The sequence below is a fragment of the Archangium sp. genome (assembly GCF_057119385.1).
The window spans coordinates 105989-126571 of record NZ_DBNGVP010000080.1 but is presented as its reverse complement, the minus strand read 5'-3'; the positions used below and the strand labels follow the sequence as shown (position 1 = coordinate 126571).

Genomic DNA, 20583 nt, shown 5'->3' with positions numbered 1-20583 from the left:
GTGGTTCAGGATGCCGATCTCGCGCCTGGCCCGGTCATTCAACAAGCGGCCCCGGAGGATCTTGACGGCGTAGAAGCATCCGGCCTGCTCGGCCTTGTAGACGTAGCCGTAGCTCCCGCTGCCGAGCTTCTCGACGATGCGGTAGCCCCCGACCATCTCTTGGGTTTCCGGCAGCCTGTAGACCAATCCCATGACGCACCTCCGAGAATGCCGAGCCTACCAGCCTCGTGGAGAACGAGCTGCGCTCCGAAAGCCCCGGCCCCCCATCCACCGTGGTAGACGGCCACCATGGACGAAGAACTTCAGCGCTCGCTTGGGGAAGTAGCTCGCGCTGCACGCGAGCGCCTCGGACTGACTCAAGCTCAGGTGGCCCAGAAGGTGGGGCTCGTTCCAGGTGTCTACGGACGGATCGAGCGTGGCGACATGATGCCGTCTGTCCCGAGCCTGCGGCGAATCAGCCTCGCCCTGGGAATCTCGTCCGACGCGCTGATGGGAGTGAGCCCTTCTCAGGTCGCGGCCACGGTGGATGAGGCTCCCCCAGAGGGGAACCTCTCGCCGGAGCTGCGGCGCATCCTCCACCAGCTCCGGACGTGGTCGCCAAAGCGCTTGAAGGTGCTCAGCAAGGTTCTGACCGTCCTTGCTTCGTCTTTCGAGGATTGAACCCGGTAGAGCCATCCGCCTACTCGGCCTGGTCATCTGGCTGTTGCGCGGTGTGTCTCACCAGCGCATTGGCGGTGCTGAGCATGACGGATACCTGTGCAGCGTCCATGCGGCGAATCGTTCTCACCAGTCGGCGCAGCTCGGGCGGCTCATCTGCCTCGGGTTCAGGCTCCTTCAGCCATGGAGGTGCCTTCTCGATATCGAGTCCCAGGACGACGTTCGCATCGAGGCGAAGCACACGGCACAACCTGCGAAAGGTCGCAACGCTCGGGAGCAGGTATCCTCGCTCAATCCGACCGAACACTTCGGTGACAATGCCAACGCGGTCCGCGACATCCGCCTGGGTCAGCTCAGTCTTCTTTCGAGCTTCGCGCACGACCACTGCCAGATGGGTCATCAACCTCTTCTTGTCGTTCTGCCTGCTCGTTCTGCTCGGTCCAGGGGTTACTGGACGCTCAGTGCCTTCGGCCACGGGAGGACTCCCATCTCGACAGGGTGCGCTGCTTTCCACTTGAGGGCGGATGCCTTCTTGAGGATGTCGGCCAGCTCCGCTGCGGCCTCCGTGGCGCCGAAGGGCTGGCGGAGACCGCGCAGGTAGGTGCGGAGGTCATCACGCAGCTCAGCGGCCGATTGATAGCGCTCGGCGGGGTCACTCCGAAGAGCCCGGTGAGCTATCTGCTTCAGCGGGGCCGGGGCTTTGTGGGCGATGCGCTCCACGTCCTCGGGGCCGAAGCGGAGGAGACGATCCGCGAGCACCTCGGTGGATGCCCAGGCTGAATGTTCGGCCCTCACTCCCGAGACGAGCCGGAGCGCGCGCTTGGACACCTCGGACGGCAGCGTGTCCAGAGGATCGAGCGGATGGTTCCCCGCGATGATCTCCAGCAGCACGAGCCCGAGAGAGAAGATGTCCGCCCTGCTGTCGACGCCCTTGGGAGAGAGAAGACCGGCTCGGCCCTTTTCGGAGAGGGAGCGAATGAGCTCCGGAGCCGCGTAGGCGAAGTTCCCCCGGAGCACCTTCGGTGGCGTGGGCACGCGGCCCAACAGCTCGGAGAACGCGGCACCGAAGTTCGTGAGCTTCACGCGACCGTTGCGTCCAAGGCGGATGGTCATGGGACCGATGGCACGGTGGATGATGTGAAGCGGGCGGCCTCGGTCATCCTCGCAGTGGTGGGCGTAGTCGAGGGCGTTGGCCACTTCAGCGGCGATGAAGGCGGCGAGGGCAGGCGAGGGCTTGCGGCCCAGCAACAGCGCGGAGCCGATGATCGTGGCCAGGAAGGCTCCTGGCATGTGTTCCATGACCACGAAGGGTGCCCCCTGGTACTCGGCGATCCTGAAGACGCGAGCGATCCTCGGATGATGAAGGTGCTCGGCGAGCTGAACTTCCTCGATGGCTCGGGTCCGGCCCTCACGCCCTTCAGGGACCTCTACCTGCTTCAGGACAACGAGCCTCCGGCGCGCCTTCTCCTTCAAGGGCCTGCTCCTGGCGAGCCACAGGGTGTCGTAGTCCACGTGTTCGAGGAGGGAGCGAAGCACCTCGTAGCGGAAGCATTCTGAAGCGAAGGTGAACGGCCCTGTGTCCGTGGGCGGGGTGTCGAATCCGGCCATGTGGTCTCCTGTGCGCTGCGGATCGCTCGAGGGGGAGGCGAAGGTCCCCAATGGTTACGTCGGAAGTGCTCCGACACGTACCATGGAAGGGCGGAGAAATGGAAGTCGCCTTACTGGGTAGGTCAGGAGGCGCGGGCAACCGGCCCAAGTAGGAGAACACGTCGGAAGACGGAACTGGGTGTCGGAAGGAGTCCGCGAACTGGCGCGCAGAGCAGAGGGCCGAGAATACCTGTTGAGCCCTACAGGCTCTTGGCCTGTGGGGAGTCAGGGAGGTTCACTGGGAATGGACAAGCTCCATCAACACGCACGAGAAGCGAGAGAGGGCCGGCGAGCGGCTGGAGCTGAAAAAGGGCCCGATCTACTGGCTCGGCCCGGACCTCACGGTGCGCGATTCCAGTGTCGTCATCAGTGCGGCTGGGCGCTCGCTGGTGCCCATGGCGGGGCAGTTCATCAACTGCACCATCTGAGCCTGCCCCGCCCGAGGGGAGAGGGGTTGTGTGGACTTATCGCTCCACCTGGACGCCCTTCCAGAAGGCGACGTGTCCCCGGATGTTGCTCGCCGCGTCCTTCGGCTCCGGGTAGTACCAGGCCGCGTCCTTGTTCACCTTCCCGTCTACCTCCACGTCGTAGTAGCTCGCCACTCCCTTCCACGGGCACGTGGTGTGCGTCGTGCTGTCCTTCAGCACCTCGCGCTTCACCGCCTCCCGCGGAAAGTAGACGTTGCCCTCCACCACCTCGTACGTGGGGCTCTCCGCGATCACCGCTCCGTTCCACATCGCTCTGGCCATGGCTGCTTCCTCCTCTGGACGCTCCCCGCATCCGTGCCTCGCGCCCGGGCGAAATGCCACGTGCGGCGGGCTCCAGGGGGAGCGGCCGGGTGAGTGCTCCACACCCGGCCCCCCGGGAGGGAAGCTTCGTCGAGGGAATGTCCGCTGGTGGAAAGGCCGGGGGGGAGGGATGGTGTGGGGTGCTCAGGGCTGTTCTGGCCCTGTTAACGTCCCTCGTCCCTTTCATGAACCCCTCCGAGCGGCGCGTCCCGGACGATTCCACGTTGCTGAGCCAAATCCTGAGCGGTCCCGACGGTGAGTTCACCTTCCGGCAGCTCGCCGAAACCATCCCGCAGCTCGTGTGGACGACCCGGCCGGACGGCCACCACGACTACTTCAACCCGCGCTGGTTCGAGTACACGGGCATGCCGCCCGGCTCCACCGCGGGTGACGGGTGGCGTCTGCCCGTGCATCCGGACGACCTCCCCGAGGCCTCCCGGCGCTGGCGGCACTCGCTGGCCACCGGCGAGCCCTACGAGGTGGAGTACCGCTGCCGGCGGCACGATGGGGTATACCGCTGGTTCCTCGGCCGGGCCAACCCGGTGCGCGATGCCAGCGGACGCATCATCAAGTGGTTCGGCACCTGCACCGACATCGATGATCAACGGCGCACCACGGACTCGCTGCAGCTGCTCGCCGAGGCCGGCTCCCTGCTGGGCTCCTCGCTGGACTACGAGACGACGCTGGCGGCCCTCACCCGGCTCGCCGTGCCCCGGCTCGCCGATTGGTGCTCCCTGGACATCCAGGGCGAGGATGGCGTCGTCCGGCTGCTGGCCGTGGCCCACGTGGATCCGGCCAAGGTGAAGTGGGCCCACGAGCTGCGCAAGCGCTACCCGCCGGACCCGAAGGACCCCCACGGCATCCACGAGGTCATCCGCACCGGCCGCTCCGTGATGCTCGCGGACATCCCCGACTCGGTGCTGGTGGCCGCCACGCGCGGCGACGCCGAGCACCTGCGCATCGCCCGGGAGCTGGGCCTGCGCTCGGCCATGACCGTGCCCCTCACCGCGCGGGGCCGGACCTTCGGTGCCCTCGCGCTCGTCTTCGCCGAGACGGGCCGGCGCTACACCCCCGCGGACCTGACGCTCGCCGAGCAGCTCGCCAGCCGCGCCGCCCTGGCGGTGGACAACGCGCGCCTCTACACCAACTCCGTGCGCGCCGAGGAGCGCTTCCGCTCGCTCATCCACGCCACCGCCCAGGCCGTCTGGGTGATGCAGCCGGAGGGCACGGTGGCGGAGGACTCGCCCACCTGGCGGGCCTTCACCGGCCAGGCCGCCGAGGAGTACCAGGGCTATGGCTGGCTCGCCGTGGTCCACCCCGAGGACCAGGAGCGCGTGCGGCGCGGGTGGCAGGCGGCCCGGGTCATCAAACAGCCCTACGAGGTGGAGATGCGCCTGTGCCGGGCCGATGGCAGCTGGGCCACCGTCCTGTCGCGCGCCGTGCCCATGCTGGATGCGCGGGGCCAGGTGCGCGAGTGGATCGGCACCAGCACGGACATCACCGCCCAGCGCCGCGCCGAGGAGACGTCGCGCCGGCTGGAGAGCGAGCAGCGCGCCCGCCAGCTGGAGGCCCTGCGCGCCGAGGTCAGCGAGGTGCTCTCCCGCGAGGACGCCCCGCCCCGGTTGATGCAGGCCTGCGCCGAGGTGATGGTGCGCAACCTGCCGGTGCTCTCGCTCGTCCAGCTGTGGACGTGGAACCGCGAGGCCCTGGTGCTGCAACTGGAGGGCAACGCCGGCGCCGCCGCGCCTCTCTCCGTGCAGCCCTCCCGGGTGGAGCTGGGCCAGACGCTCGTGGGCACCGTGGGCCAGGTGCGCCAGCCGTTGCTCGTCAACGAGCTGCTGGCGGATGCGCGGCTGCGCTCGCGCACGTGGGCGGAGGTCAACGGGCTGGTGTCCTTCCTGGGCGCCCCGCTGCTGGTGCGCGGCCAGCTGGTGGGCGTGCTCGCCGTCTACGGCCAGACGTCCCTGGAGGAGGAGACGCTGGCCACGCTGGCCACCGTGGCGGACGCGGTGGCCCAGGGCCTCGAGCGCCGCCGCGCCGAGTTCTCCCTCCAGGAGCATGCCCGCGAGCTGGCGCGCTCCAACGAGGAGCTGCAGCAGTTCGCCTACGTGGCCTCGCATGACCTGCAGGAGCCCCTGCGCATGGTGGCCAGCTACACGCAGCTGCTCGCGCGGCGCTACCAGGGCAAGCTGGACTCGGACGCGGACGAGTTCATCTCCTACGCCGTGGACGGGGTGAACCGCATGCAGCGGCTCATCCAGGACTTGCTGGCCTGGTCGCGCGTGGGCACCCGCGGCCACGAGTTCAAGCCGCTCGACTCCGGCCAGGCGCTGAACAAGGCGCTGGCCAACCTCAAGACGCTGATGGAGGAGACGGGCGCCACCCTCATCCAGGGCAAGCTGCCCCAGGTGATGGCGGACGAGACGCAGCTCACCCAGCTCTTCCAGAACCTGGTGGGCAACGCGCTGAAGTTCCACGGCGAGACGCCGCCCCGGGTGCTGGTGGAGGCCGAGCTCCAGGGCACCGAGTGGCGCTTCACCGTGGAGGACAACGGCATCGGCATCGAGCCCCAGTACTACGAGCGCATCTTCGTCATCTTCCAGCGGCTCCACGGCAAGGAGGAGTACCCCGGCACCGGCATCGGCCTGGCCATCTGCAAGAAGATCGTCGAGCGGCACGGAGGCCGCATCGGCCTGGACTCCCAACCCGGACAGGGGACCACGTTCTGGTTCACCCTGCCCGTGGTCCCCACCCCAACCATTCCGGGCACCCCCGCATGAGTGACGACACCCTTGGACGGCCCATTGAAATCCTCCTGGTGGAGGACAATCCCGGCGACGTCCGCCTGACCATCGAGGCCCTCAAGGAGGGCAAGGTGCGCAACCGCCTCTCCGTCGCCCGCGACGGCGTGGAGGCGCTGGCCTTCCTGCGCCGCGAGGGCCCCCACGCCAGCGCCTCCCGGCCGGACCTCATCCTGCTGGACCTGAACCTCCCCAAGAAGGACGGGCGCGAGGTGCTGGCGGAGATCAAGGACGACTCGCGCCTGCGCCGCATCCCCGTGGTGGTGCTGACCACGTCCAAGGCGGAGGAGGACATCCTGCGCACGTACGACCTGCACGCCAACTGCTACATCACCAAGCCGGTGGACCTGGAGCAGTTCATCTCGGTGGTGCGCTCCATCGACGACTTCTGGCTGTCGGTGGTGCGGCTGCCCTCGGTGGAGTGAGGCCGCCATGAGCCTGGACGAGGTGAAGCCCTTGCGGCTGCTGTTGGTGGAGGACAACCCCGGGGACGCCCGGCTCCTGCAGGAGGAGCTGAAGGAGGTGGCGTCCGCCCGCTTCGAGGTGCGCCACGTGACGCGCATGGCCGAGGCGCTGGCGGCGGTGGAGGAGCCGGGACTGGACGTGGTGCTGCTCGACCTCTCCCTGCCGGACGGGCACGGGCTGTCCAACATCGAGCGGGTGGTGCAGGTGGCGCCGGCACTGCCCCTGGTGGTGCTCACCGGCACCGACGACGAGCAACTGGCCATGGGGGCCATGCACGCGGGCGCGCAGGACTACCTGGTGAAGGGCCAGGCCACGGGGCCGCTGCTGGTGCGCGCGCTGCGCTACGCCATCGAGCGCAAGCGGGCCGAGGAGGGCCTCAAGCGCGAGGAGGCCGCGCGGCAGACGGCGCTCTTCCGCGAGCAGTTCCTGGGGATTCTGGGGCATGACCTGCGCAACCCGCTCCAGGCCATCTCCGGCAACGCGGCGCTGCTGCTGCGCTACGGCGGCCTGTCCGAGCCCCAGCGCAAGGCCCTCAACCGCATCTCCATCTCCTCGGACCGGATGGCGCGGATGATCTCCGACATCCTGGACTTCACGCGCACGCGGCTGGGCGGCGGCTACACGCTGCAGCGCACGTGGATGAACGTGCACGAGGTGCTCAAGCAGGTGGTGGAGGAGTTGGAGGTCGCCCATCCGCAGAAGCCGTTCGAGCTGAGCGTGTCCGGCACCGGCTGGGGCGAGTGGGACGCGGACCGCATCGCCCAGGCGGCGTCCAACCTGGTGGGCAACGCGGTGCAGTACTCGCCCGAGGGCAGCGCGGTGCGCGTGCTGGCGCGCGACGAGGGCGATGGGGTGCGGGTGGAGATCCACAACCAGGGCACGCCCATCCCCGCCGAGCGCCTGCCCCACATCTTCGATCCCTTCGTGCGCGGGCAGCAGGGCTCCCGCTCGGGCTCCCGCTCGGGGTTGGGGCTGGGGCTCTACATCACGCATGAAATCGTGAAGGCGCACGGGGGCTCGTTGCAGGTGCGCTCCACGGAGGCGGAGGGCACGTGCTTCTGGCTGAAGCTGCCGCGCCATCCGCCCCCCGCCGCGAAGAGCTGAGCCCGCGGGACCCCTCGCCTCGAAGCGCCACCGTGTTTGGGGACGAGAGGGGTCCCGGGCTATGCTGCTGCGCCGTGCGGCCCGCGGCAGGGAGCGCGCCGCATCTTGCCTGGATGCAGGTGTATGAACGACTCGCCGCCGTGGCCAGAGGACAAGGGAATGGAGACGCTCTCACTGCCCGGGCGCTCCGGGAACCCGGGGGCGGCCAGGCCTCGGGTGGTGCCCACACCGGGGCAGGTGCTGATGGAGCGCTATACGGTGCTCCACGTGCTGGGCCAGGGCGGCATCGGGGTGGTGTTGGCCGCCTATGACGCGCGGCTCGACAGGCGCGTGGCCCTCAAGCTGGTGCGCCCCCGTCCCGAGCGCGGCACCAGCGACGAGCTCGAGGCGAGGCTCGTGCGCGAGGCCAAGGTCATGGCGCGCCTCAACCACCCCCATGTGGTGTCCGTCTATGACGCGGGCACCCTGGAGGACGGCACGGTCTTCATCGCCATGGAGTACGTGGAGGGGCAGACGCTGCGCCAGTGGTACGAGCAGCAGCCGCGCTCCTGGCGGGAGGTGCTCGCCATGTACCTGGAGGCGGGCCGGGGGCTGATCGGGGCGCACGCGGTGGGCATCATCCACCGCGACTTCAAGCCGGACAACGTCCTGGTGGGAAAGGACGGACGGGTGCGGGTGACGGACTTCGGCGTGGCGCGTGCCGCATGGCTCCCCTCCTCGACCCCCCCTCCTTCCGCTCCCCCCTCCGCCGAGGACTGGCGCAAGACCTTCACCCTGCCGGGGCTGGTGGTGGGCACGCCCCGGTACATGGCGCCCGAGGTGCTTCGGGGACAGCCGGCCGACGCGCGCAGCGACCTGTTCTCCTTCTGCGTGGCCCTCTACGAGGCGCTCTACGCGCAGCCCGCCTTCCTGGGCGCCTCGGCCGCCGAGCACGCCCAGGCGCTGCTGGAGGGCCGGCTCAACCCGCTGCCCGCCAGGACGGAGGTGCCCGCGTGGGTGACGCGCGCGGTGCTGCAGGGGCTGAGCGCCGAGTCGGCCCGGCGCACGGCCTCGCTGGGGAGCCTGCTGGCCCTGCTGGAAGAGGATCCCCAGGCGCGGCTGCGGGCACGGCTGCGGGCCTCCGCCCTGGCGGTGGGCATGATGGCGCTGGGGGGCCTGGTGGCGTGGACGTGGGGGGGCCAGCAGGGCTCCACCTGCGCGGGGCTGGAGGGGCGGCTGGCGGGAGTGTGGGACGCGCAGGTGCGGACCCGGGTGGGCGAGGCCCTGCGGGCCTCGGAGCTGCCCTACGCCCTTCAGACCGCCGAGCGCGTGGATTCCGTCCTGGAGCAGTACGCGAGCGCCTGGGTGCGGATGAGCACGGAGGTGTGTCAGCAGGAGGGCTCGCGGGCGCCCGATGCGCGCGGCCTGGGGCTGCGGCGCGTGGCGTGCCTGGAGCGGCGGCGTGGCCAGCTGCGCGCCCTCACCGAGCTGCTCGTCCAGGAGCCGGACCCGAAGCTGCTGTCCGGGGCCATCGAGGCCGCGCGGGCGCTGCCGCCGCTGGAGGACTGCGCGGACGAGGCGGCCCTGATGGCCGCGGTGCCTCCCCCGGAGGAGCCGGTGCTGCGCGCCCGGGTGGAGGAGCTGCAGCAGCAGGTGGACCGGCTGCTGGTGCTGCACGAGGCGGGCAGGTACTCGGAGGGGCTGACGCTGGCGCGGCAACTGCTGCCGCGGGTGGAGCAGGTGGACTTCGTCCCGCTGCGCGCCCGGGCGCTGTATGCCCAGGCCCGGCTGCAGGACGGCGCCGGAGACTTCCCGGGCGCCGAGGCCCGGTTGCGCGAGGCCATCTCCCAGGCCGCGCGCTGCGGAGACACCGTGCTGCTGGCGCAGTCCTGGAGCACCCTGCTGTGGGTGATTGGACCGCGGCAGGGCCGCCTCCAGGAGGCGCTCGGGCTGAAGCTGACGGTGGAGTCCCTGGTGGAGCTGGCCAGGGATGACCAGGTGCGGGCCTACGCCTTCAACAACCTGGGCATCGTGCTGCGCGCCCTGGGGCGGCATGAGGAGGCGCTGACGTGGCTGGAGCGCACGCGCGGCCTCATCGAGAAGGTCCGCGGGCCCGAGCACCCCGAGGTCGCCGACATCCTCAACAACATGGGCATCGTGCTCAACTCCCTGGGCAGGTACGAGCAGGCGTTGGCCTCGCACCAGCAGGCGCTGCGCATCCAGGAGAAGGTGCTGGGGCCCGGGCACGTCCACGTGGGCCCCGTGCTCAACGGCCTGGGCGTCGTGTTCCACTCCCTGGGCCGGTACGAGGAGTCCCTGGCCCACTCCGAGCGCGCGCTGGCCGTCCAGGAGCGGGCGCTGGGGCCCGAGCACCCCCAGGTCGCCACCATCCTCGGCAACGTGGGCCTCGCGCTCAACGCCCTGGGCAGACACGAGCAGGCGCTGGCCGCCTACGAGCGCGTGCTGGCGCTCAAGCAGAAGGCGTTTGGCGCCAGCTCTCCCAAGACGGCCGTGGCGCTCAACAACCTGGGCCACACGCTCCACGGCCTGGGCAGGTACGAGGAGGCCCTGGCCCGCTACCAGCAGGCGATGGCGCTGCACGACAAGGCGCAGGAGCACGAGCACCCCCAGGTGGCGACCGTGCTCAACAACGTGGGGCTCGCGCTCAACGCCCTGGGCAGATACGAGCAGGCGCTGGCCGCCTACGAGCGCTCGCTGACGCTCAAGCAGAAGGTGTTCGGCGCCGAGCACCCCCAGGTGGCGACCACGCTGGGCAACACGGGCCTCACGCTCCATGCGCTGGGCCGGTACGAGCAGGCGCAGGCGCGGCTGGAGCGCGCCCTGGCCATTCAGCAGAAGGCGCTTGGCGCCGAGCACCCCAGCGGCGCCGCCACGCTGACGGGCCTGGGCCTCGTCCTCCTGGCCCGGGGCCAGCACGAGCAGGCGCAGGCGCGGCTGGAGCATGCCCTGTCACTCAAGGAGAAGGTGCTGGGGCCCGGGCACCCGGAGCTGGCCTCCACCCTGCTGGGACTGGGCGAGCTGCAGCTGGCCCGCCGCCTCCCCTCCCAGGCCGCGCCTCCGCTGGAGCGCGCCCTGTCGCTCGCCAGGAGCGGGGACAAACCGCTCATTCAGCTCACCCTGGCGCGGGCCCTGTGGGATTCGGGGGGAGAGCGGCGCCGCGCCACCCGTCTCGTCTCCCTGGCGCGGGAGGCCTGGCGCGCGCTGGCTCATCCCCGGCAGGCCGAGGCCTCCCGGTGGTTGGCTTCCCACCCCTCCCCTTGAGCCAGGGCCCCCACCCCCGCAGCCCCGGCGAGCGGGGCGTGGATTGATTGAAATCCCACGATTGCTGCGTTACTGGTTGCCAGGTGGCGTCCGAGCTTGACAGGGGTATGCAGGGGCTGGGCCTGGAGACCTCGCCGCTGACGCGCGCGCGCGCCCCCCACCTTCAATTCCGTGTGCTGGTGGTGTCCGGGCCGGATAGCGGCCGCGGCCTCGCCCTGGACTGCGGGCGGTACGAGGTGGGCACGGCGTCCTCGTGCCAGCTCGTGCTGAGCGACAGGACCATCTCCCGGCGCCACCTGGCGCTCGAGGTGAGCGAGGAGCGGGTGCGGGCGCTGGACCTGGGCTCGCGCAACGGCTCCTACTGCGAGGGGATGCGCTTCTCCGAGCTGGAGGTCCGCCCCGGTGCCCTCCTCACCCTGGGCACCACGGAGCTGAAGCTGGTGCTGGCGGACACCCGCGAGGCCAGCCTGCCCCTGTCCACGCGGGAGCGCTTCGGTGGGCTGGTGGGGCGCAGCCAAAGCATGCGCGGGCTGTTCGCCGTGCTGGAGCGGCTGGCGGCCAGCCATGGAGACGTGCTCATCCAGGGCGAGACGGGCACGGGCAAGGAGCTGTGCGCCGAGGCCATCCACGCCGAGAGCCCACGCGGCAAGGGCCCCTTCGTCATCGTGGACCTGGCTGGCATCGCTCCCTCGCTCATCGAGAGCGAGCTGTTCGGCCACGTGAAGGGGGCCTTCACCGGAGCCCACGGAGACCGGGCCGGCGTGTTCGAGCAGGCCCGCGGGGGCACCGTCTTCCTGGACGAGGTGGGGGAGCTGCCGCTGGAGCTGCAGCCGCGGCTGTTGCGGGTGCTGGAGCGGCGCCAGGTCAAGCGCGTGGGCGGCAACGACTACCGCGGCGTGGACGTGCGGGTGGTGGCCGCCACGCACGTGGACCTGGAAGCGGCGGTGGAGGCGGGCAGGTTCCGCAGGGACTTGTTCCACCGGCTCGCCGTGCTGCGGGTGGCCCTGCCGCCCCTGCGCGAGCAATCCGAGGACGTTCCCCTGCTCATCGACACGGTGCTGGCGCGCATGGGGCATCCACCCAGCGCGCTGTCGGACCAGACACGCGCCCTGCTCGGCCAGTATCCGTGGCCGGGCAACGTGCGCGAGCTGCGCAACATGGTGGAGCAGGTGGTGAGCCTGGGCGAGGACGCGCTGCGGCAGCTGGACGCCAGCCCGGAGCGCGGCTCCGGCCGCCCTCACACCCCACCGCGGGAGGTGGCTCGCGAGGTGGCCGGGCCGCGGCCCCCCCGGAGCGAGCCGCCCGGGCCGGCGCTGCCCTTCAAGGAGGCCAAGGAGCAGCTCATCGAGGGGTTCGAGCGCGACTACCTCAAGAGCCTGCTCGCCCGGTGCGAGGGCAACCAGTCACGCGCGGCGCGGGAGGCCGGCATCGACCGGGTCTACCTGCGCCGGCTGCTGCTCAAGCATGGGCTGGACGAGTGAAGCGGACGCCAGGGCCGGCGGCGGACAGGTTCCCCTGCCCACCGCCAGCCCCGGTCAGCCCATCAGTCCCTGGGCTGCGAGGTGCACCCGCAGGTGGCTCCGCTCGTCGTGTTCGACCAGCCCAGGTTCCAGTACAGGCCATCGGGCATGGTGGAGCGCTTGTACTCGCAGGTGACCGGGCACATGAGCTCGGCCTCCCCCTGCCCGCTGAGCGCGAACCCGAGCTGGGCATTCTGGGTGAACGCGGCCGGCTGGCTGCCCGCGGACACGCACCCGCAGAGTCCCGTCGCGCCGGAGTTGGTCCACTGGTTGTTCCAGCCCATGCTCTCGTTCAGGCTGGTGCCCAGCTGCACGCACGCATTGGGGCAGGTGTTGTTCGCGGCGGTCTGTCCACTCAGGGGCGCCACCACGGCGTCCCTCCAGAACGAGCGCACGTTGCTCTGCCGCCGCTGCGCGCAGGCGTTGAGCCGGGCGGACCTGTCTCCGGACGGAATGGTGTCGAAGCCGCTGGACAGCACGCCGGCGATCTCCCCCGCGATGCCGCAGTGGGCGATGGAGGTGGGGTGGACCTTGTCGAAGAACATGTAGCCCGGGCAGGGCTTGTCCACATAGGAGGGAGACCAGGACGTGTCCGCCGCCGAGCCCACGTAGCAGGAGGTGCTGAAGTTGGTCATCCCGGAAGAGCGGTAGGTGCCGTTGAGCCAGGAGCGGATGAAGTCGTTCAGCTCGAAGTACAGCGTGTTGGTCATGAAGCCCGCCTGGTATTCCAGGTCATCGTTGAAGAGGAAGGTCGTCAGCTGGACCCAGTCCTTCTTCTGCTGTGTCCAGCCGTCGTAGGACGCCAGGGGCACGGTGGCGATGTCGGGCAGACCGACCAGGAGCGCCGCCGCGTAGCTGGAGGACGTCGCGGTGGAGACGATCTGCACGGTCTCCATCACCGAGTTGCGCAGCTCGGTGGAGAACGCGACGGGGGACACCGTCTCCCAGCCCGACTCGCTGACGCGGTTCATCACGTCGTTGGCGCCTCCCCAGAAGACGAAGAGGCTCTCCCGGATGGTCCCGAGCTGGCCGTTCTGCCGGAGCGTGTCGATGTACCGGCTCGCCCGGGTCTTCAGCGACGGGCGATCAATCAGGTTGCGGCGCAGCTCCGCGCCACCCCACGCCTCGTTGTACACCTTGGGCGCCAGGACGTTGTAGTCCCGCACGAGGTAGTCGACCCAGTTGTACCCGTTGGTGAAGCGGCCGTTCCAATAGCCATGATGGCCGTTGGGGACCCAGAAGAGGTAGCTGGAGTGCATGTTGCGCTGGTCCGACAGGCTGTCGCCGAAGATGACCAGGCGCCGCAGGTCGGTCAGCAGCATCCGGTTGGTCATGGCCGAGGCCTGGACCTCCGTGGGCGTCAGCTCGATGCGCTCCCCCGCCGGGACGGACTGCATCGAGGAGACGGACGGCCTGGCGCTCATGCGCGAGACGACCGCGCGGGTGAGGCTCGCGGGCTGGCGGAGCGCCGAGAGGCGTCCGGAGTCACTCACGGTGCGGTTCGCGTGGTAGCGCTTTCCATCGCTGCCCTGGAGCTCCAGCTCGAAGCCCGGCGCCACCCGCAGCTCGCGCAGTGACGCCGGGGTGGAGCCCGGAAGGCCGCTCTCGCCGAGCCCCAGGCATGCCGCCTGGGCATCGGACTGGCCCTCGAGGGTGATGCTGACCGGGCACCACTCGACCTTGACGGACTCGAGCACCCGGGGCTTGTCCGGCGACAACAGCCTGGAGCGGCTGTCGACGTAGACGGCCGTCGAGCCATCCGTGAAGCGCAGGAGCGCGCGGTAGCCGTTCTCCACGTCGATGGAGCCCACCTCCGGCACCGAGAAGCCGAGCCGCTGAAGGTCCTCCCGCGTGAAGGTGCCCTCCTGCAAGCAAGCCAGGTCCGTCAGGCCCTCCGCCCGCGGCGTCTGGACGAGGTCCCGCTGCGTCTCCTCGCTGAACCGCGTGTCCTCGTGCAGCAGCGTCAGACAGGCTTCCGGCCTGGCACTGGCGGCGGTGGGGGGGACGTCCTTCTCCCGCGCGCCCTCCACTTCCCCACACCCCATGGCGAGCGTGAGCAGTGGAACGAGTGGCAGGCTTCGACAGGCCTGACGCAGGGAGACGCGTGGCTTTCTCTTCAGAATCTTCATGTGCACTTTCGAGCGGGTCCGAATGTTGTCTGCTGATGTGAGTGAGGCGGATGTCGCAAACAGGTCTTCACGGTTTGCGGAGCCGGACCGTTGCGGCTGCCGTGCCAATTCCCGCAATCCCGTTTTGTCTCGTATCTACAAGGATTTGGGGAAACGGGCGGGAGGACCGCGAGCGACGGGTGAGGACAGTTGTCCTCACCTGAGGACTGCGAGCTTCAGGTGAGGACAGTTGTCCTCACCTTTCCCGGCTGCGCATCGGTTCCAGTAAGTGCGGGAAAATACAGGAGTTCCAGGCTTGCGGGGTGGTGGCATGCGGGTTGCTCAGGTCCGGCACAGCCCCAACCTCGGGTTTCCGCACGAAGCAACGGAGAAACATCCATGAAGAACCTGATCCTCGCCCTGCTCACCCTGGCCCCCGCCCTGGCTTCCGCCCAGACGGCATCGCGCTGCACGAACATCAATGACTGGATTACGAATGATACGGATGGCTTCGGGCGCAATGCCTGGGCGCGCAAGTGTGGCTACCACACCGCGGGCATGGAAAGCTTCATGAACTCGGAGCACATGTACATCACCTTCACGAACTCCACGGGGACGCACATCCGGGCGCCTGTCCGGGAGGTGGACGCGTGCATCACCGGGCTGCAGAAGCTGGGTTACTGCTACACCGGCTGCTACACGCCGGAGCAGCGGCTGTCGTTCGGGGGCAAGTACATCGGTGTGCAGGAGGCCTCCGAGCAGAAGGTGACGAACGTCACCGCGCTCACCCCCGCCTCCTCGCAGGAGCTGCTGAGCTACGGGGAGCAGGCCATCAAGTACTACGTGGCGGGCGACACCGAGGAGACCATCTACGTCCTGAAGACGGCCGATGGGCGCCGGCTGGAGGTGACGGGCACCCACCCGATGGTGCGCGGCACCGGTGAGGTGGTCAAGGCGGTGGACCTGAAGGCGGGTGACACGCTGCTGGGCGCGGATGGCAGGGAAGTGGCGCTGGCCGAGGTGAGCACGTTCCTGTTCAAGGGCAAGGTGTGGAACGTGCTGCCCTTCAGCCAGGAGAAGATGGAGAACATCTTCAACGCCGAGGGGCTGCTGTCGGGCTCCATCCGCTTCCAGAACCAGTGGGGCGATGATGCGTACCGGCTGTCGCTGCGCGACGAGCTGGAGGCGAGCGCGCAGTAGCGCCTGACTCCCCCGCGCCCCTGGCCGGCGGCACCCGCCGCCGGCCTCTTTGCGCTGAGTGTCTCCCGCTGAGTGTCAGAGGCCTTCATGAAGCCACGATCGTTGCGTTGGATGCTGTTGCTCGTACTGGGGTTGGGGCTCTCGGCGGGCCTGCTGTGGCCGCAAGAGCAGGACCCGGTTTCTCCAGTGCCCCAGGTCCCCCCCTGGCCCAATCCCAGGCATCCCAGCCCCGCGCCCGCGCGGAACGCCGCCGCGCCAACTCCCGCCCGCCTCCAGGCGCCTCCACCCCCGAGCCCCCAGCCGCCGGCGCCCGTGGAGGAGCTGGAGGACGCGGCCGTCCTGTCCAAGCTCATCCGGGGCAAGGCGATGGAGTTCAAGGCGGGCCGTAACAACGTCTTCTTCAAGGAGCGGGAGTTCCTGCGGGACTTCGTGCGCGGTGGGCCGGGCCGCATCCAGGCCCTCAAGGCCGAGCTGCTGAGCACCCGCGGACTGGAGGAGCTTCCCCCGGACGTCAGCTACCTCGAGAACCGTCAGCCCATCATCGAGCGCATGGGCATGGTGGACATGCTCGAGGGGCTCGCCGGAGAGGACCGCCAGGCCCTTCATGCGCTCGCCGAGCTGGCTCGAGCGCCGCTCGAGGCGGACCTGCCTCCCCATATCCGCCGCGCCCGGCTGGGTGACAAATACGATGCGCTGGTCAGCCTCACCCGCGTGGACCGGGAGCTGGGATTCAAGGTCTTCTCCCAGCTCCAGCCCGCGAGCCTGAAGCAGACGCTGATGCCAGCCATTGTCGGCGCCCTGCTGGACAAGGGCGTCCCTCCGCCCGAGGCGGCCCGGATGACCAGCAGCCTCCTCTGAGCGCACCGCCCATCGACTCCGTCCTCAACCCCTGGGCCCGGACTTCCGGGCTCGATTCACAGACACAAGAAGCAAAGGAGAAACATTCGTGAGAAAGCTGACCCTCTTCCTGGCCGCCCTGATTCCCGCCCTCGCCTCCGCCCAGGATGTGACTTCGCGCTGCGCGATCACCAATGACTGGCTCACCGTCGATGTGGACGCCATCGGACGCAACGCCTGGGCGCGCAAGTGCGGCTACATCAGCACGTCCATGGAGTCGTTCTTGAACACGGACCGTCTGTACATCACCTTCCTGGATGCCAGTGGAGGTATCTACAAGGCGCCTGTCCGGGATTCGTATGCGTGCATCACCGGGCTGCAGAAGCTGGGTTACTGCTACACCGGCTGCTACACGCCGGAGCAGCGGCTGTCCTTCGAGGGCAGGTACATCGGTGTGCAGGAGGCCGCCGAGCAGAAGGTGGCGAACGTCACCGCGCTCACCCCCGCCTCCTCGCAGAGCCTGCTGAGCTACGGGGAGCAGGCCATCAAGTTCTACGTGGCGGGTGACACCGAGGAGTCCATCTACGTCCTGAAGACGGCCGATGGGCGCCGGCTGGAGGTGACGAGCACCCACCCGATGGTGCGCGGCACCGGTGAGGTGGTCAAGGCGGTGGACCTGAAGGTGGGTGACACGCTGCTGGGCGGGGATGGCAAGGAAGTGGCGCTGGTGGAGGTGAGCACGTTCCTGTTCAAGGGCAAGGTGTGGAACGTGCTGCCCTTCAGCCAGGAGAAGATGGAGAACATCTTCGACGCCGAGGGGCTGCTGTCGGGCTCCATCCGCTTCCAGAACCAGTGGGGCGACGAGGCGTACCGGCTGTCGCTGCGCGACGAGCTGGAGGCGGGCGCGCGGTAGCGCCTGACTCCCCGCGTACCTGGCCGGCGGTCTCCGCCGCCGGCCTCTTTCCGCTGGGATTCCCCACCATGAGTGCCATGACGAGACAGCTGCCAGGAGAAACCATGAAGGTGAACGCGGTGCGAGCCGGGACGGTCTTGCTGGCCAGCCTGGCGCTATGGGCTTGTCTCCAGCCGCCCCCTGTTGACGCGCGGCCGGCGGCTCAACCTGCCTCGTCCGAGCTGACGCGCTGCCACCGGGCCTTCTACGACCTGCGGCAGTTGACGGGCCTGCAGGGGTCCCTGGGCCCCAGGGCGCTCCGGGCCCGGGATGTCACGGGGGATGGGCGTGAGGAGCTGCTGCTGCTGCTCAAGGACAAGGGGCTGCTCGTCATCCTGCGGGGAGAGTCCGCCGGAGGGTTCTCCTTCCTCCGGAGCTACCCCGTGGGCTCCACTCCCAGTGACCTCGCCGTGGAGGATGTCAACGCGGACGGCCATCAGGACGTGCTGGTGGTGGGGCACTTCGCCAATGCGCTGACGGTCCTGCTGGGCAGCGGAGGGGGCTCCTTCCGCGCTCCCAAGAGCTACCCGCTCGGCAATCACTCGCAGCGGCTCGCGCTCGCGGACTTCAACCGGGATGGGCACCTGGACGTCGTCACCAAGAATGGGGGCTCCGCCGGGTACTTCAACATCACCCTGCTGCTCGGGCACGGTGACGGCACCTTCGGTGCGGCGGTCCCCTACGCCACCCCGGACGCGCCCATGGACCTGCAGGTCTCGGATCTCAACCAGGACGGCCGGCCGGATGTGCTGGTCGCCCTCCTCAACCGGCAGGTGGCGGTGTGGCTCGGCCAGGGCAACGGGACGCTCCTGCCCTCGGCGGCAATCCCCCTGCCGGAGGACCCCTGGCAGATTCTCATGTCCGATGCCAACGGAGACGGCCGGGAGGACATGTGGGTGGTGCATGGCCTGACCGACCCCGGTTTCGTCTCCCTCTCCCTCCGGAGCGCGGACGGGACCTTCGGGCCCGAACAGCGGTTTCCCCAGCCTTCGCCCCATGCGTTGCTGCACGAGGATATCGACGGGGATGGGTTGAAGGACCTGCTCGTCTCCAGCGTGGACGGTCATGTGCTGCTCCAGAGGGGGCTGCAGGGAGGCTCCTTCGCGTCCTCTCCCCTGTTCCTCTATTCGGGGAGCTGGCCCACGGCCCTGGCCGCCAGCGACCTGGACATGAACGGGCTCATGGATGTGGCCTGGACTGCCGGCGACACCACGCTCGAGTTGCTCTTCAACGTGGGGGCCTGCGGCGTCCCCTGACCGGCGGGTGAAGTCACGCGGCCAGACGCACCTCTCCCGGGGCTTCTCCGGGCGCGGCCCGGGGGAGGGCTCGACCGTCAGCCCTCCCGCCCGATGCCCCGAGCCTTCCCCACCGACTGTGCATGCCCACCCTGAGGGCAAGGGGCAGGCGGTACGAGAGGAGGCGCGGAGCGTGTCGGAGATCGAGACGCCGCGGGATGGGGCGCTGGAGCCGAGGGCGTACACCCTGCGGACGAGGCAGGGCCCGGTGGACACGTTGCTCTACGAGTCCCTGGGCGCGAAGGGAGGAGCGCTGCTCGCGGGTGGAGCCGGGGGAGGCTTCGACACGCCCGCGCTCGGTCTGTACCCCCGGCTGGCCGAGGAGCTGCTGCGCCAGCACATGTCCACGCTGCGGTTGAAGTACCGCCACTCGACGGACCTGACGGAGTCGGTGCACGACGTGCTCGCCGGGGTGGAGTTCCTGGTGGGCCGGGGATTGGAGCGGGTGGCGCTGGTGGGGCACTCGTTCGGCGGGGCGGTGATGATCGACGCCGGGGCCCAGTCTCCCTGGGTGACGACGGTGGTGGGGCTGGCGCCGCAGAGCTATGGGACGGAGGCGGTGTCCCAACTGGTGCCGCGCTCGCTGCTGCTGGTGCACGGCCTGTCGGACGCGGTGCTGCCCCCGAGCTGCTCGCAGAGCATCCACGAGCGGGCGAGGGGACGGAAGGAGCTGGAGCTCATCCCGGGAGCGGGCCACGTCCTGGACGAGGCCGCCGAGCGCGTCTTCAGGAGGGTGCGCGACTGGCTCCTCCAGGAACTGCGAGCCTGAGTGCTCCTCTCCCTAAGCGGGGGGCGGCATGGAGGGCGGGCGGACGGGCGGGGCCTCACCCGAGGCTCTGCCCCCCACGCTCCAGGGGCGGCCCTAGCTTGAGCGGAAAGGAGATTTCACATGGGTGCCTTCGCACTGGGGTTCTTCATCTTCGCCATGCTCGTCTTCTTCGTGGCCATCGCGCTCACCCTCATCCTGGGCGGCATCAGCAGGGTGGGAGACAAGCGCGTGGAGCGGGAGGGGCGCCCCACCGAGGGGCAGCGTCCGCCGTCGGACCGGGAAGCCCACGGCTACTGAGGCTTGTCCGGGGCGCCGGGAGGACGCGGGTTGTAGTAGCGGCGCAACCAGCGGGACAGGCCGTCCAGGCCGGGGAAGAGCACACGCTCGGTGATGTTGGCCTGGTCGAGCTTGTCCCGCACCTCCTGCTTGAGGTGCGCGGGGACGATGAGCCGGCGCACGCCGCGCTTCTGCTTCTCGAGGAACGTGTCCAGGCGCGCCGACGCATCGTTCATCACCGAGAAGAGGGCGAACTGGTTGACGATGCGCTCGTCGAGCGAGGGCGGCTCGAAGAAGAGCACGAAGGGGTGGCGGGTGAGCCGGTCGAAGGTGGCGAGGTCTCCCGCCACCGAGGCGAGCATCTCCGCGCTGAAGACGTCCGCGCCCTCCTCCTGGAGCTGGGCCTTGAGGGGACGGGGCAGCAGCCGGTTCGTCTCCCGGTAGTCCACGCTCCACACCACGCCGTCCACGCCGTACAGGTCTGGATCCTCGGAGAGGAAATGGAGCGCCACGTAGGGGCTGAAGGTCCAGTCGAGCAGGCGGGTGGGCAGGCCGTGGTGCTGGGCGAGCGACAGCCAGTCCCAGAGCGACTCGCAGGGATTGGAGGTGCCGCGCGCGTATTTGCGGAAGGCGCGCAGCATGACGTGCTCCTGCCGCGAGTAGTTGCCCCCCCGACGGTTGAGGCTGGTCGCCAGGTCATGGCGCGAGTCGGGCATGCCGCGGAAGGCGAGCGTGGGACGGAAGCGCTGGAGGCTCTCGTTCCACGAGCCCGCGAAGAGCGCGTCCTGCAGCTCCACCCAGTTCTTCACCCGATGTTCGAACACGGGCGGGAAGATGGGCAGCCCGGGGCTCCCTGGCACGTGCGCCCATACGCCAGGTGGGAGATTGTCTTCAGGACCGATG

18 protein-coding genes are annotated in these 20583 nt (G+C 69.4%); 12 read left to right on the top strand and 6 right to left on the bottom strand.

Annotated elements, in window-relative coordinates; genetic code table 11:
- On the bottom strand, positions 1 to 192 hold a 192-nt coding region (locus tag AC16DP_RS19850; RefSeq protein WP_483956818.1), incomplete at its 3' end, for a hypothetical protein.
- 96 nt (positions 193 to 288) lie between these two features.
- Between AC16DP_RS19850 and AC16DP_RS19845 the strand changes: the two genes are divergently transcribed.
- Positions 289 to 660 (top strand): helix-turn-helix domain-containing protein, encoded by a 372-nt coding sequence (locus AC16DP_RS19845; protein WP_329727381.1) that lies wholly within the window; start codon positions 289 to 291, stop codon positions 658 to 660.
- 19 nt (positions 661 to 679) lie between these two features.
- Here AC16DP_RS19845 and AC16DP_RS19840 read toward each other — a convergent pair whose 3' ends face one another.
- The 3 genes from AC16DP_RS19840 to AC16DP_RS19830 form a co-directional block, all read right to left on the bottom strand.
- Entirely contained in the window at positions 680 to 1057 is a 378-nt protein-coding gene (locus tag AC16DP_RS19840) for a helix-turn-helix transcriptional regulator (protein ID WP_329727382.1), read from the bottom strand.
- Between the two features lie 47 nt (positions 1058 to 1104).
- Complete coding sequence (locus tag AC16DP_RS19835; RefSeq protein ID WP_329727383.1) at positions 1105 to 2265, bottom strand: serine/threonine-protein kinase; 1161 nt, start codon at positions 2263 to 2265, stop codon at positions 1105 to 1107.
- Positions 2266 to 2768: 503 nt separating this feature from the next.
- The gene (locus AC16DP_RS19830) at positions 2769 to 3053 is read right to left on the bottom strand and encodes a DUF427 domain-containing protein (protein WP_329727384.1); all 285 of its coding nucleotides are present in this window, start codon (positions 3051 to 3053) and stop codon (positions 2769 to 2771) included.
- Positions 3054 to 3316: 263 nt separating this feature from the next.
- Here AC16DP_RS19830 and AC16DP_RS19825 point away from each other — a divergent pair, with 263 nt between their 5' ends.
- The 5 genes from AC16DP_RS19825 to AC16DP_RS19805 all read left to right on the top strand — a co-directional run bounded on the left by AC16DP_RS19825 (position 3317) and on the right by AC16DP_RS19805 (position 12204).
- Positions 3317 to 5872 (top strand): PAS domain-containing protein, encoded by a 2556-nt coding sequence (locus AC16DP_RS19825; RefSeq protein WP_329727385.1) that lies wholly within the window; start codon positions 3317 to 3319, stop codon positions 5870 to 5872.
- The gene (locus AC16DP_RS19820; RefSeq protein WP_329727386.1) at positions 5869 to 6318 is read left to right on the top strand and encodes a response regulator; all 450 of its coding nucleotides are present in this window, start codon (positions 5869 to 5871) and stop codon (positions 6316 to 6318) included. The genes AC16DP_RS19825 and AC16DP_RS19820 overlap by 4 nt, the downstream gene beginning before the upstream one ends.
- A gap of 7 nt (positions 6319 to 6325) precedes the next feature.
- Positions 6326 to 7462, top strand: coding sequence for a hybrid sensor histidine kinase/response regulator (locus tag AC16DP_RS19815; protein WP_329727387.1), 1137 nt, complete (start codon positions 6326 to 6328; stop codon positions 7460 to 7462).
- Positions 7463 to 7585: 123 nt separating this feature from the next.
- Positions 7586 to 10723, top strand: coding sequence for a serine/threonine-protein kinase (locus AC16DP_RS19810; protein WP_329727388.1), 3138 nt, complete (start codon positions 7586 to 7588; stop codon positions 10721 to 10723).
- A 107-nt stretch (positions 10724 to 10830) separates the two neighbouring features.
- Positions 10831 to 12204: a sigma 54-interacting transcriptional regulator gene (locus AC16DP_RS19805; protein ID WP_329727389.1), complete on the top strand. Its 1374-nt coding sequence runs from the start codon at positions 10831 to 10833 to the stop codon at positions 12202 to 12204.
- A gap of 62 nt (positions 12205 to 12266) precedes the next feature.
- Here the strand turns inward: AC16DP_RS19805 and AC16DP_RS19800 are convergent, their stop codons facing one another.
- Positions 12267 to 14372 carry an SGNH/GDSL hydrolase family protein gene (locus tag AC16DP_RS19800; protein ID WP_329727390.1) on the bottom strand — a complete coding sequence of 702 codons (2106 nt, stop codon included), beginning with the start codon at positions 14370 to 14372 and terminating at the stop codon, positions 12267 to 12269.
- A 378-nt stretch (positions 14373 to 14750) separates the two neighbouring features.
- Between AC16DP_RS19800 and AC16DP_RS19795 the strand changes: the two genes are divergently transcribed.
- From AC16DP_RS19795 to AC16DP_RS19770, 6 genes are all read left to right on the top strand, one after another.
- Positions 14751 to 15551 (top strand): Hint domain-containing protein, encoded by an 801-nt coding sequence (locus AC16DP_RS19795; protein ID WP_329727391.1) that lies wholly within the window; start codon positions 14751 to 14753, stop codon positions 15549 to 15551.
- 87 nt (positions 15552 to 15638) lie between these two features.
- Positions 15639 to 16409, top strand: coding sequence for a hypothetical protein (locus AC16DP_RS19790; protein WP_329727392.1), 771 nt, complete (start codon positions 15639 to 15641; stop codon positions 16407 to 16409).
- 88 nt (positions 16410 to 16497) lie between these two features.
- Positions 16498 to 17301: a Hint domain-containing protein gene (locus tag AC16DP_RS19785; protein ID WP_329727393.1), complete on the top strand. Its 804-nt coding sequence runs from the start codon at positions 16498 to 16500 to the stop codon at positions 17299 to 17301.
- Between the two features lie 104 nt (positions 17302 to 17405).
- Entirely contained in the window at positions 17406 to 18596 is a 1191-nt protein-coding gene (locus tag AC16DP_RS19780) for an FG-GAP repeat domain-containing protein (protein WP_329727394.1), read from the top strand.
- Between the two features lie 172 nt (positions 18597 to 18768).
- Positions 18769 to 19404, top strand: coding sequence for an alpha/beta hydrolase (locus AC16DP_RS19775; RefSeq protein ID WP_329727395.1), 636 nt, complete (start codon positions 18769 to 18771; stop codon positions 19402 to 19404).
- 120 nt (positions 19405 to 19524) lie between these two features.
- The gene (locus AC16DP_RS19770; RefSeq protein ID WP_329727396.1) at positions 19525 to 19701 is read left to right on the top strand and encodes a hypothetical protein; all 177 of its coding nucleotides are present in this window, start codon (positions 19525 to 19527) and stop codon (positions 19699 to 19701) included.
- Here AC16DP_RS19770 and AC16DP_RS19765 read toward each other — a convergent pair.
- Positions 19695 to 20540 (bottom strand): FRG domain-containing protein, encoded by an 846-nt coding sequence (locus AC16DP_RS19765; protein WP_414640692.1) that lies wholly within the window; start codon positions 20538 to 20540, stop codon positions 19695 to 19697. The genes AC16DP_RS19770 and AC16DP_RS19765 overlap by 7 nt on opposite strands.
- Between the last annotated feature and the right edge of the window lie 43 nt (positions 20541 to 20583).